General features: G+C 50.8%; 10 protein-coding genes and 3 tRNA genes. 9 read left to right on the forward strand and 4 right to left on the reverse strand.

All coding sequences use genetic code 11. From position 1 onward, the window contains the following. Positions 1–372 precede the first annotated feature (372 nt). The 7 genes from psbZ (at position 373) to NDI52_RS23455 (ending at position 3626) form a co-directional block, all read left to right on the forward strand. Positions 373–564 (forward strand): photosystem II reaction center protein PsbZ, encoded by a 192-nt coding sequence (gene psbZ / locus NDI52_RS23425; protein WP_190770969.1) that lies wholly within the window; start codon positions 373–375, stop codon positions 562–564. Positions 565–730: 166 nt separating this feature from the next. Next, positions 731–1291, forward strand: coding sequence for a 6,7-dimethyl-8-ribityllumazine synthase (gene ribH / locus NDI52_RS23430; RefSeq protein ID WP_190770968.1), 561 nt, complete (start codon positions 731–733; stop codon positions 1289–1291). 53 nt (positions 1292–1344) lie between these two features. Next, a tRNA-Gly gene (locus tag NDI52_RS23435) sits at positions 1345–1416 on the forward strand. 79 nt (positions 1417–1495) lie between these two features. Then, positions 1496–1567, forward strand: a tRNA-Gly gene (locus NDI52_RS23440). Positions 1568–1646: 79 nt separating this feature from the next. Next, positions 1647–1718, forward strand: a tRNA-Gly gene (locus NDI52_RS23445). 233 nt (positions 1719–1951) lie between these two features. Then, entirely contained in the window at positions 1952–2359 is a 408-nt protein-coding gene (locus NDI52_RS23450; protein WP_190770967.1) for a hypothetical protein, read from the forward strand. Positions 2360–2375: 16 nt separating this feature from the next. Further along, on the forward strand, positions 2376–3626 hold the full coding sequence (locus tag NDI52_RS23455) for a glutamate-5-semialdehyde dehydrogenase (RefSeq protein ID WP_199307607.1): 1251 nt from the start codon (positions 2376–2378) through the stop codon (positions 3624–3626). Between the two features lie 368 nt (positions 3627–3994). Here NDI52_RS23455 and NDI52_RS23460 read toward each other — a convergent pair whose 3' ends face one another. From NDI52_RS23460 to lepA, 4 genes are all read right to left on the reverse strand, one after another. Then, positions 3995–7222, reverse strand: coding sequence for a PAS domain S-box protein (locus NDI52_RS23460; RefSeq protein WP_348256527.1), 3228 nt, complete (start codon positions 7220–7222; stop codon positions 3995–3997). A 627-nt stretch (positions 7223–7849) separates the two neighbouring features. Next, complete coding sequence (locus tag NDI52_RS23465) at positions 7850–9232, reverse strand: UDP-glucose/GDP-mannose dehydrogenase family protein (protein WP_190770965.1); 1383 nt, start codon at positions 9230–9232, stop codon at positions 7850–7852. Positions 9233–9315: 83 nt separating this feature from the next. Continuing rightward, positions 9316–10281 carry a UDP-glucuronic acid decarboxylase family protein gene (locus NDI52_RS23470; protein ID WP_190770964.1) on the reverse strand — a complete coding sequence of 322 codons (966 nt, stop codon included), beginning with the start codon at positions 10279–10281 and terminating at the stop codon, positions 9316–9318. Between the two features lie 549 nt (positions 10282–10830). Further along, positions 10831–12636, reverse strand: a complete 1806-nt coding sequence (gene lepA / locus NDI52_RS23475) for a translation elongation factor 4 (protein WP_190770963.1) — start codon at positions 12634–12636, stop codon at positions 10831–10833. A gap of 385 nt (positions 12637–13021) precedes the next feature. Here lepA and NDI52_RS23480 point away from each other — a divergent pair, with 385 nt between their 5' ends. Both NDI52_RS23480 and NDI52_RS23485 read left to right on the forward strand, forming a co-directional pair. Beyond that, on the forward strand, positions 13022–13270 hold the full coding sequence (locus NDI52_RS23480) for a hypothetical protein (protein ID WP_190770962.1): 249 nt from the start codon (positions 13022–13024) through the stop codon (positions 13268–13270). A gap of 225 nt (positions 13271–13495) precedes the next feature. Next, the gene (locus NDI52_RS23485) at positions 13496–15385 is read left to right on the forward strand and encodes an ATP-binding protein (protein ID WP_242035608.1); all 1890 of its coding nucleotides are present in this window, start codon (positions 13496–13498) and stop codon (positions 15383–15385) included. Positions 15386–15865: the final 480 nt, after the last annotated feature.

The following is a 15865-nucleotide window of genomic DNA, read 5'->3' on the forward strand; positions in this document are numbered from 1 at the left end:
AATGTTGGTGCTTTGCCCGCGAAGCGGGCAAAGCACCAACATTCTGGGGGTAATTTCATTACTGGAAATCTCCTTAACGTAGCCCGAATTTACGCAAGCTCACCCTAACGGCTGCATTTTTGGAGCCTGTTTTACCCATCGTAAAAATGCCCCCACCATCATGGCCAAAATAGAGGTTCCACTCAGGGGAACCCTCATGCCTTAGCTGCGTTTACTGGGGACAATCTATTTAACGAAAATGAATGTGAGTATAGAGGCCAGTTTTTTGATAGCTTAACTAGTGGAGCGATGGACGGTGAGCAGAGATAGGCTTTGCCTCTATTCGGATCCGACTAAATTTGCTTTGTTGGGAAACTGCTGGGAGAACCGCTGATGTTTACAATCCTGTTTCAACTTGCCTTGGCGGCACTGGTTGCCATGTCCTTCATTATGATCGTGGGTGTGCCAGTGGCCTATGCCAGCCCCCGGAACTGGGAACAATCCAAGCGCTTGCTTTATCTTGGCTCTGGAATTTGGGTGGTGCTGGTGTTGCTAGTGGGCGCGTTGAATTATCTGGTAGTGTAATCATCGGCCCAGTTTGGCAGGGAAGGGTTAAATTCCTGACTAGGCTTCCAACCCTTTCTCTGCCAAGCTTGCGACCCTGCGTGTGAGCCTCCCACCAAGTGGAGCCGCAGTGCAGTTTCACTGAGTGTCACAAGAAACAACTATGTTTCTGGAGGAGTAACGATTCATGGCGGTTTTTGAAGGTAATTTTTCCTCGACTGAGCCTCTGCGGTTCGCGATGGTCATTGGTCGTTTTAATGACCTGATCACCAACAAATTGCTGGAGGGTTGTCAGGACTGCCTGAAACGACATGGAGTTGACCCTGATCCCCAGGGACAACAGGTCGATTATGCCTGGGTGCCTGGATGTTTCGAAATTCCGCTAGTGGCCCGGCAGCTGGCTCTGAGCGCTCGTTATGATGCCATCATCTGCCTGGGTGCTGTGATTAAAGGACAAACGCCCCACTTTGATTTTGTGGCGGCCGAAGTTTCTAAAGGTATCGCAGCAGCCTCCTTTCAGACAGGTGTACCCGTCGTGTTTGGCGTTCTAACGACCGATACAATGCAGCAGGCTTTGGAACGGGCTGGCATCAAGAGCAATAAGGGTTGGGATTACGCCATGAATGCTCTAGAAATGGCTAGCCTGATGCGACAGATGCGCTCGCTTCCTGGGTATGACCCTGCGATCGCCGCATCTAGCAACCCTGTTGCGAGTTTGAAGAGTGCTGTCGCCCCCGATTCTCCTTAAAAAAACCTTGACAAGTGCACGGTCAGTTTGGGAGGATAGTAAAGCTGAAGTTTGCGGGTATAGCTCAGCGGTAGAGCGTCACCTTGCCAAGGTGAATGTCGCGCGTTCGAATCGCGTTACCCGCTTGGTTCCCCCAAAACGGGGTTAGAGATGTATGTCATGCATCTTTCACTCCAGGAACCGCTTGAAAACTAAAGAATAAATGCGGGTATAGCTCAGCGGTAGAGCGTCACCTTGCCAAGGTGAATGTCGCGCGTTCGAATCGCGTTACCCGCTTGGTTCCCCAAAGTGGGATTACAAGTGTGTCAAGCATATTTGTATCTCCAGGAGCCTACCGGTGAAAGTTGAAATAGATGCGGGTATAGCTCAGCGGTAGAGCGTCACCTTGCCAAGGTGAATGTCGCGCGTTCGAATCGCGTTACCCGCTTAGGGAAAAGGGATGAGCCTTGCTCATCCCTTTTCTTTTAATTCGTTGAGGTAGCAGGAGAGCGTGAACTCCAGGGATAAATGTAACGGCTTTGTCCAGTTTTTCTCTATCCCCTTGAGCCTTTCGATGGGAATCGTTAGAATCGAACTGACTTAAAGCTGACCGCGTTCGTTTTTTCATCGATAGTTTTCATCTATCCGTTATTAACCCCTTATTTGCTGAAGTGGCTGCCTGTGCAAGCGCAAAAACCTCAGAAGATTGATCTCAACGAAGAATACCCCTGTCCCTGTCGGCGGCGGGGTCAGCTGACTCCAATTGCGCTGACTGAAGCCTTTGGGTGTAACCGCTGTCAGCAGATATTTGTCGTCCAAGACAACGGCCATAGTATTGAGCAACTGTCCACCAACTACCCCTACAAGCGGGTATGGCGCTGGAACGGCTATCAGTGGAATGTGGTAAACCCATCTCTGGGCAAAGGGTACATTCCCCTGACGCTATTGATTATTTTCGGCCTGGTTTTCCTACTCCTGGTCACTACCCTCCAATCGCCGCTGATTTCCAGCGTGACATTTCGGGTGATTGCAGCGCTGGCACTATCGCTTATGCTGGTGTTTATGTTGTGGTTGGCCTGTAGGCGTTAGTCATTGGTATCGGCTCTTGGACTCTGCGCCCGATTTGCTGGAAGTTGTACAACGTGCCCGTGAGGCCGCTAGTGAGCTTGCCCTGGAGAAAGGGGTCAAGCGCAGTGCGGCATTACAGAGCATGGCAAAAGCCTTACTGGAATATCAAGATCACATTCTGGAAGCTAACACCCTCGACCTGGAAGCGAGCCGGGAGATGGCTATCCCAGAGTTGATTTTGGAGTGGTTGCGCTTAACTCCGGAGCGCCTGCACAGTGCAGTTCAAATCTTGCAGCGTCTGGCCGAAACCCCCGATCCCTTTCAACAATTAATCAACGTGTCGCAGCCCCTGTCCCTTGGACAGACTTATGGCCGGCTCATGCCCTTGGGGGTGATTGCCCTCGTATATGAGTCATTTCCGGAGCTTGGGGCGATCGCTGCTGGGATGTGTCTTCGCACGGGTAACAGTCTGGTGCTACGGGGCGGGAGTGAGGCCAGCCAATCGAATCTGGCGATCGCTGAAATCCTACGAACTGCCCTGGAGAATGTGGGCCTACCCACAGGATGCCTGGAACTGCTTCCCCCAGATCAGAAGGACTCCATACGGGAACTGATTACCCAGGACGACAGTATTGACCTGGTTATTCCCTATGGTCGGGCCAGCCTGGTACAGCAGGTTGTAAGGCAAGCAAGTGTACCTGTGCTCAAAACCTCTCTGGGCAACTGCTATCTGTACTGGGCTCCTTCGGGTTCCCTAGACGTCGTGCGTTGGATGATTTTAGACAGCCATCGCAGTGAGCCTGATCCCGTCAATGCCATTGAGAAGGTACTGGTTCACCATCGTCACGACCCCACTACGCTGCAAAGCCTGTGGCGCAGTTTGCGAGAAGAAGGATTTCAGCTGCGGGGGGATGGCGATCTGGTGGCTGACTTTCCTGATCTCGTGATTGCTGAGTCAGAGGATTGGGGCCGTCCCTACCTGAATCAAACTATCGCCTTCCGAGTGGTTGATAGTCCTGAGCAAGGGATTGCCTGGATGAACCGATATAGCAGTGGTCATGCAGATGCCCTGGCCACCGAATCCTATAGCGAAAGCCAACAATTTGCCACTCACCTGAACAGCGCTACGCTGTTTATCAATGCGTCCTCGCGGTTTTATCGCAATCCCCGCCAGGCAACACCAGTCGCGTTGGGGATGTCAAATCAAAAGGGACACCACCGAGGCTTCATTACACTCAATAGTCTGATGACAGTAAAACATGTTGTTCAGGGTTCTGGCATGATTTAGTAGGCTGAGGCCTCAGTTCGCGACCTATGCTTTTGTGTGGGGTGCGAAGCACTCCACACAAAAACATAGGTGATGAATTTCCGCCGCAGCGTACTAGTTACTTTTTGGACAATCGGCTAGTACTTGAGCACACGAACTTTGACAGGTAGGATGTGGCGGGTAAAGCCCGCCACATCCTACCTGTCAAAGTTCGTAACTTAACCTCAGTTCAGGATAAGCTGAAGTGCTCATTTTGGCGTGCGCAAAGCGCACGCCAAAATGAGCGTTTTCGAGTGCCGCGCAACGCGCGGCACTCGAAAACACCCTTAACCCGAACTCAGGTTAACTTATCAAAATCGGTGGGATGAACTACTCGTTGGATGGTGGCCTTAAGCAAGGTACTCAGAGATGAGAGCGACCAGACGCTTTAGACTAACAGGTTTGGTGAGGTAATCAACGGCTCCAGCTTCGATGCAGCGTTCGCGATCGCCCGGCATTGCCAAGGCCGTCAATGCCAGGATAGGAATGCTCCGCAAATCCGCTTCTGCCCGGATTTGGCGAGTCGCTTCTAAACCATCCATCTCCGGCATTTGAATATCCATCAAAATCAAATTGGGCCGATATTGATGAGCCATCTGCACAGCTTCGATCCCATTACGGGCTAATACAACCTCAAACCCATGGGCCTGCAAGTACCCACTCAAGGTGATAATATTCGCTTCGCTATCCTCAGCTAGCAAAATTGTTGGAGCTGTGCTTACCGGCGGAGAAGTTAGCGTTGCAGCCAACTCGTTTGCTTGAGCCGTACCCAAAGCCTGGCTGAGGGTTAGCTGAAACTGTTGGCGCACAATGGGTTTGAGCAAGTAAGCTGCGGCTCCCAATTCCAATGCACAAGAGCGCTCATCCACAACGGAGACAACAATAACTGGGATGTTCTGGGTAGCTGGATTTGTTTTTAATTCTGTCAATACGTCCCAACCCGAACGATCCGGCAGCAAAATATCCAGAATAATGATGTCAGGGCGTAGTTGTATAGCGGCTTCTACGGCTCCGCTGCCTATCGGGTGAATGAGCGTGGCTGCCCCTAATTCTGTTAAGTAGCGAGCAACTTGACTAGCAGCGGCTTCCGAGTCCTCTACGATAAGGACTTGCCGAACATGCTGCGCTAATTCTCCTAAAGGAACCGCTTCCGCTGGCAATTCTGAAGTAGCTGTTCGCGATTGCCACGGCAATGTAACCGTAAAACGGCTGCCTTTTCCTTCTTGGCTTTCCAACGTCACGCTTCCTCCATGCAGTTCTGAAATGCGGCGTACTAGAGCCAGACCCAGGCCTGTCCCGGCATATCGCCTAGAGAGAGAACTGTCCAACTGCACAAAGGGTTGAAAGAGCCGGGGGATATTTTCCTGGGAAATTCCAATACCTGTATCGGTGATGCTAAAGTCAACAGTTTCGCGGAAGGCATCGGCCCGCACTTGCAGTTGGATACTGCCCCCTTCTGGGGTAAATTTGACCGCATTACTTAATAGATTGACGAGCAACTGCCGGATGCGACGTTCATCCACCTCGATCTCAGTTAATTCATCGTCAATTCGACAATGAACCTTGATGCGTTTGTGGTGGGCCTGTTGCTTGACGAAATTCAGGCTGGAATCGCATAGTGCCTGCACACTGACAGGAGCGATCGCCAACTCCATCTTGCCAGATTCGACCTTCGACAAATCGAGGATGTCATTAATCAATTCCAATAAGTGCTTGCCACTTTGCTCAATCGTAGTCAGGTGTTCTCGTTGAGCCGGGGTGAGGGTTCCAAAAATCTCTTCGAGTAAGGCTTCCGAAAGCCCCAAAATAGCGTTGAGAGGGGTTCGCAGCTCATGGCTCATACCGGCCAAAAACTCATCTTTTAAGCGGGCAGCGCGAGCTAATTCTGCATTCGCCAGACTGATGCGTTCGCTACTCAAGCGCACCTGTTCTTCGGCTTGTTTGCGCCGCTTAATATCTCGCGCAATTTTTGACATTCCAATCAGCTCACCCTTCCGATTGCGAATCGGGGAAATCGTCAGGGAAATGTCGATGAGATGGCCCTTCTTGTGCTGTCGTACGGTCTCGAAATGGTCAATGCGATCGCCGTGTTTTAACCGTTCCAAAATTTGCACTTCTTCATGGGAACGATCGGCAGGCAGCAGTTTGGTAATGGATTGGCCTATGATTTCCTGGGCGGAGTAACCATAAATTTCTTCTGCCCCACGGTTCCAGCTATTGATGGTGCCATCTAAAGTCGTACTCAGGATGCCATCACCAGATGATTCAATAATCGCAGCCAACCGGGCATGGCTCTCCTCGGCTCTCTTCCGTTCAGTAATATCATTATTGATCTCTAGAACCTTGAGGGGTTGCCCCTCATCATTGCGCTGTAGAACCCAACGGCTCGCAACCCTAATCAGACCTCCATCCCGGCGTTTATGGGTAAGCTCACCTTCCCAATAGCCATTTGCCAATAGTTCTGCCTCAACCTCGGGCTGAGGTTGAGGAAACTGAGTCTGGAGTAATTGATGAGTCAGCTGCCCCAAAGCTTCTGTCCGAGTCCACCCATACATAAGCTCAGCCCCACGATTCCAAAAGGTAATCACCCCATCAAAATCACGGGCCATGATCGTGTCATGGGCCAGGTCTAATAGATGGGTTTGTTCTTCTAGAATCTGCTGAGTGCGTTGTCGCTCCGTCAGTTCCTGCTGCAACTGATGATTCATTTGGGACAGCTCAGTGGTGCGTTCCAAAACTCGCTTTTCCAACTCCTGGTTGGCTTCCCGCAGGGCAGCTTCAGTTTGGCGCAGAATGTCTTCGGCTCGTTTGCGATCGCTAATATCCGTTAGGAAGGTCAACACAAAGCGCTCGTCTCCAACTTGCACAGCGCTTAATCCTGCTTCGATGGGGAATTCTGATCCATCCTTGCGTTGTGCAAACAGGTTGCCGGCGTGGCCCATGGAACGCCGCATGGGCTGGTTGTAGTATTCAGCTCGAAAATGCTGATGTCCCTGACGAAAACGTTCCGGCATTAAGGATTCAATAGGTTGGCCCAATACCTCGTTGAACGCATAGCCAAAGATTTCTTCGGCCTTCGCATTGAAAATAACAATCTCCCCTTGGGCATTGGAAATAATGACAGCTTCCGAGGCCATTTCAAGGAACGTACGAAATTTGGTTTCGTTCTCTTGCAGTGCAAGGTTAAGATGCTCTTGATACTGGTCCGATTGCTTACGCTCGGTAACATCCTCTGCCAAGACAACGATTTGTTCGGGTACTCCAGTCGGGCCGTTGAGAGAAGCAGAGCGAGCATAGATCCAGCGTAGGGAGCCGTCCGGGCGGATAATGCGGTACTCCTGACGATAGGAGTTTCCCTGCCCTTGGGAGGCGATCGCCTCCATCACCCTATCCCTATCCTCAGGATGCAATGCCTCCATCCACGACAGAGGATTTTCATAAAGACTGGCACACGAACGGCCCCAAACCTGTTCATAGGTTGGGCTAACCTGAAGCAACTGATTACGATTTCCAGAGTAAATAAAAAAAATGTCTTGAACGCTCTCCACCATTCGTGTCAGCCTTTCCTGTTTGGCGATCGTTCCTGCATTAGTCTAACGACAGTCTAAAGCTTGTTGTAAAAGGAAATAATTACAAGTGGCGACGGTGTAATAGGTTCTTATATTTCAACCTGATGATTTCTAGTGGTGCGATATGTTTCACATACCGTACTGAATAAGATGCGTAATTTCTGTAAATATAGCAGTTCTCAACTGAAGGCATTATGGGCCAGTTCATGGGAGAATTGCATACTACCCATAAGCCAATTCTTCATAACTACATCCTCACTATTTTTCTCAAGCCCTTGATTTTGTATATGCGTCGCACAAAATCAAGGGCTTGAGAAAAATAGCGAAAGTATTGTGATAGCAAACATCATTGAAACTCGTTGAAAGGAGAGAAAAAGAAGCAGCCGTAGGTTGCCTCTTTTTACATGGAGTTCTTGACATTCAAACCCATCACAAGAAGACAGGACTGACGCATTTGTGCTGTGGGTGGAATGCTTCACATCCCCACCTACAACACAAATGCGCCAAGCCCAAGAGGAGAAAAAGAGGCAACCTATGGTTGCCTCTTTTTACATGGAGTTCTTGACGCTGATGCAGATGACAAAGGTTAGTAGTCGGCCGAGTTCAGATTTTCTGAACTCGGCCAACCTGATAAGTTTAACGGCCTACGCCAACATATAGGAACCCAGCACTTTCTAGGGTTTCCCGGTTGAGGAAGTTACGGCCATCAATTATCACAGGATTGTTCATCAGCTTAGCCATCTTGGTGTAATCCAGGGTATTAAACTGAGCCCAATCCGTTACCAACACCAGGGCGTCGCAGCCATCGGCCAGACGCTCAGGGTCAGTTTCAACTAGTACATTAGACAGACCATGACGCAGTCCGGTTTGAGAAACCAGGGGGTCATAGGCTTTCACTTTGGTACCAAGACGGGTCAGGTGCTCAATCAAATCCAACGCAGGTGCGTCCCGCATATCATCGGTGTCAGGCTTAAAGGTGAGACCCAGTAAACCGACAGTTTTGCCCTTCAGGATCTTCAGCACTTGCTGGAGTTTCTCCAGAGCAATCAACCGCTGACGCTTGTTGACCGTAACGGCTGCATTTAGCAACTGAGTTTCATAGCCGTAGTCGCTCGCTGTATGAATCAACGCTGCTACGTCTTTGGGGAAGCAAGAACCACCCCAGCCAATTCCGGCTTGCAGGAACTTGCTGCCGATACGGGAATCCAAGCCAATCCCCTTGGCAACCTGCGTGACATCCGCACCAACGCGATCGCAAATATTCGCAATCTCGTTAATAAAGCTAATCTTGGTGGCTAGAAAAGCATTGGACGCGTACTTCACCATCTCTGCCGAACTGAGGTCGGTCACGACCACAGGAACAGTGGGAGCACTCTTGTCTTCAGCAAATTGGCGCGACACGATAGGGGCATACAGCTCCTTCATCATGGCGATCGCCTTCGGGTTGTTGCTACCCAGTACGATGCGATCGGGGTTGAAGGTGTCATACACCGCCGAACCTTCCCGCAGAAACTCAGGGTTACTCACCACGTCAAATTCCGCTTGAGGCTCAGCCAGTGCAGTACCACCACCAGCGCTTACCAGTTCAGCCTGGCGTTCCCGCACGCCATCCAGCACCAGCATCCGTACCCAGTCGCCAGAACCGATGGGTACTGTGGACTTGTTCACAATCACCTTGTAACCACCATTGAGATGGCTACCAATGCCCCGAGCTACAGCTTCCACATAGCGGGTGTCGCTTTCTCCGGTAGGGAGTGGAGGTGTGCCAACGGCGATGAACAGAACTTCACCATGCTCTACACCAGCGGCCAAATCCGTCGAGAATTCAATAGTGCCGCTCTGAATGCAGGAGGTCATCAACTCGGAGAGACCCGGCTCATAAATGGGCGATTGGCCCGACTTCATCAGCTTGACCTTCTCTTCGTTGTTGTCGATGCAGATCACATGATGACCAATGTTGGCCAAGCAAACTCCTGTGACCAAACCTACATACCCAGTTCCGATGACACAAACGCGCATTAGACTGACCTCCTTAACAACAATTAGGACGTAGCGAAGAGGCTTGCGATAGGTTCACAAGCCGGATGAAAACCTTCCCCAAATTAGAGGGCAGATACCGAGCGAGCCGGTACGACCACGCGATCGCCCAACCGCTCCCGGAAATCGTCAATCGTCAGCTTCAGACCTTCCCTTAGGGGAATGGTGGGTTCCCAGCCAAGCCAGGTTCTAGCGCGGGTGATGTCGGGTTGACGACGGCGCGGGTCATCCTGGGGCAGGGGTTCGTACTTAAGAGCGACATCAGGGTTGATCATGTCCTGAATGGTCTGCGCCAATTGCAGAATGGTGTACTCATCGGGGTTACCCAGATTCACAGGGCCCATGTGTTCACCATTCATCAACCGCATCAGTCCTTCCACCAGGTCAGATACATAACAGAAGCTTCGGGTTTGAGAACCATCTCCATACACGGTCAGAGGCTTGCCCTGGAGCGCCTGCACCACCAGATTGCTCACAACCCGACCGTCATTCTCAAGCATCCGAGAGCCATAAGTGTTAAAAATCCGGGCGACACGGATTTCCACATCGTTTTGACGATGGTAGTCAAACGCTAGCGTTTCAGCCACCCGTTTGCCTTCGTCATAACAACTGCGAATACCGATGGTATTGACATTTCCCCGATATTCTTCAGATTGGGGATGAACCTCTGGATCGCCATACACTTCTGAGGTAGACGCCAGCAGAAACCGTGCTTTAACCCGTTTGGCTAACCCCAACATGTTCAGGGTTCCCATAACGTTGGTTTTAATCGTCTTTACTGGGTTGTATTGGTAATGAACGGGGGAGGCCGGGCAAGCCAAATGGTAGATCTGATCGACTTCTAACCGAATGGGTTCCGTAATGTCATGGCGGATCAGCTCAAAGTAGGGGTGCCCTATCCATTTCAGAATGTTGCGCTTATCCCCAGTGTAGAAATTATCCAGGCAGATCACCTCATGGCCTTGTTGCATTAATCGATCGATGAGGTGCGACCCGATGAAGCCTGCGCCGCCAGTAACGAGAATTCGCATAGACCTTCCTAACTAAAGATGTTTCAGGTGCAAGAACCGAAAAGTGCCCCGCCACCGATTGAGGTAGAACGCCCTTCCCATGCATTTGGATTCGGGGCAACGATAGGTGCTGACGTTTTTTTAATAACTTTCGTCTAGCAACTTAACAGAATATAAAAAGAAGGCGAAATCAGAAAATCGAGAGTTTACGGAATCTTTACTTCTGAATGAACCGTTGCTGAAGTTCGAAGAACAATCACAAAGTTTAGAGAGGAATTCTTGATAACAAGCTATTGATAACCAAGCTAAGTTTTGATGAGCATTTTGTCAGAAAAAACTCTAAGCTTTCCACCTAAAAACCTTACAGGACAAAGCTTCTAGAACATCTCAAACAGCAGCACAAGTCGATCAAAAAAGCTTCTCTACCTAAAGACAGAGAAGCTTTTATGTCTAGAAGTATTTGCAATGACCTCAACAATAGAACTGCAATTTCCTTGCGAAATTAGCACCGTAATCTGCGTGTGTGGGAGGTCTAAAACACTACTTCAAGAAAACATTTTTCAAGTAGAGCTACTGAAGTTTTAGAACTGCCATGAACGCTTCTTGGGGCACATCTACGGTGCCAATTGCCTTCAAACGCTTCTTACCCTTGGCTTGTTTCTGGAGCAGTTTTTTCTTCCGAGAAATATCGCCACCGTAGCATTTTGCTAATACATCCTTCCGTAGGGCTGGGATATTTTCGCTAGCGATAACTCGACTCCCAATGGAGGCTTGAATGGGAATCTTAAACTGGTGACGAGGAATCAATTCCTTCAGCTTCTCCACCAGAGCTTTACCCACGTAATAGGCTTTATCCCGATGCACGATGGTAGCCAGGGGGTCAACCGGATCGCCGTTGATCAGAATATCCAGTTTCACTAGAGGGTTTTCTCGGTAACCGATGAGCTGGTACTCCATGCTGGCATAACCGCGCGATCGCGACTTCATCTGGTCAAAGAAGTCTGTCACAACCTCAGCCAATGGCAGCTCATAAGTAATCGTGGTACGGCCCTGAGCCAGGTAACGCATGTCTTTGAAGACACCCCGGCGGCTTTGCCCCAGCTCCATTAAGGTACCGACAAAGCTTTCTGGCGCGATCATCTCGACCTTGACGTAAGGCTCCTCAATTTTTTCGCGATGCTGTGGGTCAGGCAAGTGACTGGGATTGTCAATCATCAGAATTTCCCCGTCAATCTTCGTCACCCGATAAATTACCGATGGAGCTGTTGTGATCAGATCCAGGTTATATTCCCGCTCCAGTCGCTCCTGCACAATTTCCATGTGCAGCAGTCCCAAGAAGCCGCATCGGAAACCAAAGCCCATAGCGCTGGAGGTTTCAGGCTCAAATTGCAGAGCCGCGTCGTTGAGGCGCAGCTTTTCCAGGGCCTCCCGCAGGTCTTCGAACTGCTCCGAGTCCGTTGGAAAGAGGCCACAGAACACCATCGGCTTAGCTTCGGTGTAACCCGGTAGGGGTTCCGCTGCCGGAGTTTTTGCCAGTGTAATGGTATCCCCCACACGGGCGTCTTCCACCGCTTTAATTGAGGCGGCCAGGTAACCCACCTCTCCTGCATGGAGCGAGTCCACTTGGATTTGGGTAGGAGATAGTACGCCTAATTCGTCAATTTCGTACTCCTTGCCGGAGGCCATTAGACGAACACGATCGCCCTTCTGCAACGTTCCATCCATCACCCGGAAGTACACTACTACACCCCGATACGGATCGTAGTAGCTGTCAAAAATCAGCGCCCGCAACGGTTGGCTTACCGTATCCTGAGGCGGTGGCACCAAATGCACAATGGATTCGAGAATGTCTTGAATCCCAATACCTTCTTTAGCAGACGCCAGAATGGCGCCACTGCAGTCAAGGCCAACAATTTCTTCGATTTCTTCTTTGACGCGATCGGGCTCAGCCCCTGGCAGGTCAATTTTGTTCAGAACAGGGATAATCTCGAGGTCATGCTCCAGGGCCAGATAGACATTAGCCAGGGTCTGCGCTTCGACCCCCTGGGAGGCATCCACCACGAGCAACGCCCCTTCGCAGGCCGCGAGAGAGCGGGATACCTCATAGGAGAAATCGACGTGGCCCGGAGTGTCGATCAGGTTGAGGACATACTCTTCGCCATCCAGGCTGCGATAGTTCATGCGAGCAGCCTGAAGCTTGATGGTGATGCCGCGCTCCCGCTCCAGTTCCATATTGTCGAGGAACTGTTCCTTCATATCGCGATCGCTCACGGTACCCGTATATTGCAGCAAGCGATCGGCTAGGGTGGATTTCCCGTGGTCAATGTGAGCGATGATGGAGAAATTGCGAATACGTGAGACAGGTACGTCAGTCATAGTGTTTGGGAGCCAGCCCGGTGGTCATTAAGTCTCTTGGAGCTAGGATGCCGTTTGTTTTTCCCAGCTTAAGATATTGTAATGCCTTCCCCTCTTCCTGATGGAGGGTGGATGGGCTTCCATAAGCCGGAGCAATCAGCCTTTCAAGTCTTAATTCACCCTAACAGTTGGCGCGGGGCATCTCACAATGAAGGGAATAATACGGTTAGGCATGCTTCGGAAAACTCTGGGTGCACGGTCAGGCTCCGAGCTCATCAGGAGAGATGCCTTAATCGGAACTCCATCCCTTGTGGGTCTCTGTTTTCGTTGCTTTAACGACAGCATATTCATGGGATTTGATTTTAGTTAGCCATTAACCATTGATTCTGAGCCAGGAGAAACCTCAATGACCGAGTCCACCGTGCAATCTGAACCCCCGTCCGAGAAAGAATCGCCAACCACCAAAGTCGAAATCTCGGTGCAAATCGATCCCGAATTGCTGGATCAAATCAATCACCTTACCTCTGACCCGAGCAAGGTTATCGAAGTCGCTGTTCGGCAATGGCTTAAGGGGGGTAACCGCCGCGATGACGACCTGACCCGTAGCCTCCGCCGGAACCCACCCGTGCCGCCCCGAGGTGAATGGAACGATTAATCTCCTGATTCTTAAACTGTAGGCTTGAAGAACTGCTTTGATCTGCATCTTCTCAGCACAAGGTGGGAACCCTAAGCTCGTTACTGGAGCAGCAGATTTAGTCAAGTTCTGGCACGTTCTGGGTTGCCTCTCCAGTTTCAATAAACCTCGGTGGTTGATAGCCTCGGTTCCTGCCTGAAGGGGCGAATGGCTGTTCGGCATCCGTTTAGTTTTTGCGGTAGATTGATGGCTGTTCCCAATGAGTTTCTGCCCACCTTCGAGCGATCGCCCCGTATGGTAGCCACCCCCGATGTGGATATATCAGCCTCTTTCACCGACCGATTTCATGTAGCGTTGACGGTCGATGATCGGGGCGTTTACCATTCCTTCTGCTGTACAGGTGCGGAATCTCCTGAGGCAGGTCAGGGTTTTGAACCGTGGCAAGCCTTAATTGGCATGTCCGTCACGGAAGCGCAACAGGCCTTTGTGCCGATGGCAATTGCCCCCTTTCTGGAACGGATTCAGCAATCTCTCAACTTCCTGATTCCCCAGGAATTTTCCTACCCGTTCCGGTACGGTGACAAGTTGCTGTTGTTTCGCCTTAACCTCAGCCCTATTCTGATGCCGGGTATTCCACCCACATTGGTGACGCTGTTAGGGCGATCGCTCTATGAGTGCAGCCGCAGCGAAGCCTGTGAGGCGATCGAACATCTGCCACCCATCACCCCGGGCCAGTTTGCACCCTACTCCAGCCGCTACGAAAAACTCCTCACCCAAATCGCCTGGAATACACGCCGCACCCTTGACCTTGACACCATTCTGGAACAGACTGTCAAAGGGTTGGGGCAATCCCTCAACCTGCATCGCTGCTTGATCTGTCTGTACACTCCGGGGAACGATAGCGTGCGTGTGGTTGCTGAACACAGCCGCCAACCCATCGAATCGTGGCTCAATACCGAACTCCATCTTTCAGAACAAGCTCACCTGACGGAGGCGTTGGAGAACCTCAAGCCCATTCAGGTCACCCCAGTAGAGGTGGAGGAACAGGTGCGATCGCTGCTCGTGGTTGCGACCTGTTATCAGGGCCAGCCGAATGGCTTGATTCTGATGTATACCTCCGATGACTCACCCCGGTTGACCTTGGGAGAAATTGACCTGATTCGTGAGCTATCAGATCAGGTTGGAACTGGGGTAGGACATGCCAAACTATTCGCTGCCAGCCGGAAGTTAGCCACAGATCTTCAGGAAGCAAACGACAGCTTGATGCAACAGCGGCAAGAGTTAGAAACTGCTCGCCGTCAAGCAGAAGAAGCGTCTCGGTTGAAATCCGAGTTTTTGGCCAACACGTCCCACGAACTGAGAACCCCATTAAACGGGATGATCGGATTTCTTAAGCTCGTGCTGGATGGCATGGCAGACACCCCTGAAGAACAACACGAATTTATCAATGAAGCCTACCGCTCAGCCGTTCACCTCCTCAGCATCATCAACGATATCCTCGACATCGCGAAGATTGAGGCGGGCAAGATGCAGTTGGAGCTCAACCCCGTCAGACTTGAGGAACTCCTGACGGATGTGGAGAACTTCACCCGCACCCAGGCTGAACAAAAGCTATTGAAATTTGAAATTCGTATTCCAGCAACTCGCGACCCGGTAATCCTCTATGGCAACTACCAGCGGCTTCTACAAGTCATGCTCAACCTGGTCGGCAACGCAATTAAATTTACCCACGAAGGCGGTATTACGATCGCAGCCGATGTCATTCCCAAGAAGATGGTGGATCAAGAAATGACCACCAAAAAACCCGGTGATACGACTGAAGAGAAAAATGCAGGCATCGTCAAAATTAGCGTGGCCGATACCGGCATTGGAGTTTCCCTGGAGAAGCAAGATCGCCTCTTCCAATCCTTCAGCCAAGTAGACGGCTCCAGGACACGCCAGTACGGCGGCACAGGTCTTGGGCTGACTATCTCCCAGCGTCTAGTCGAAACCATGGGTGGAGTTGTTAACTTCTACAGTATGGGTGAAGGGCTCGGCTCAACGGTTACCTTCACCATCCCCCTCTACCAAGAACCTGTCATTCTTGCAGACCAGGTTGCCGAAGACGCAGACCTACCGCTGGAATTAAGCACTTAAGCTTCTCTAACGGGCTCTAGGAGAGCAGCTTAATTGACTGTAATGTCTAGGTGTGGGGTTATCCCACACTTAAACATTAGACCTTTTACATGAATCAGTTTTTGAGGGCGTGAATCGTTGTGCGGCGAAGTTGCGCAACGATTCACGCTGGAAGTCTATTCAAACCTCAATTCGGGATGAGCCTAAAAGCCCATTGTTGCGTGCGCGAAGCGCACGCAACAATGGGTTTTTTCGAGTGCCACACAACGCGCGGCACTCGAAAAGGCCCTTAACCCGAACTGAGGTTAGCTTATGCAAACAAGAAGTGCCGTAAAGCAATTCTGGCAGCAAATTGTGGTACTTAAGTACTATTAATGGTACACTTGCATTCATTCCCTGGTCGCACTTCATATTCCTGAACATTGAGCGCTGCAAGCGCGAACTCCCCTCAGGTTGAAGCTCTGCCAGTAGTTTTTGGCGTAAGGGCGGTCGGGTTGTTTG

The sequence above is a fragment of the Leptolyngbya sp. PL-A3 genome (genome assembly GCF_039962325.1).
Lineage (GTDB): Bacteria > Cyanobacteriota > Cyanobacteriia > Elainellales > Elainellaceae > Vacuolonema.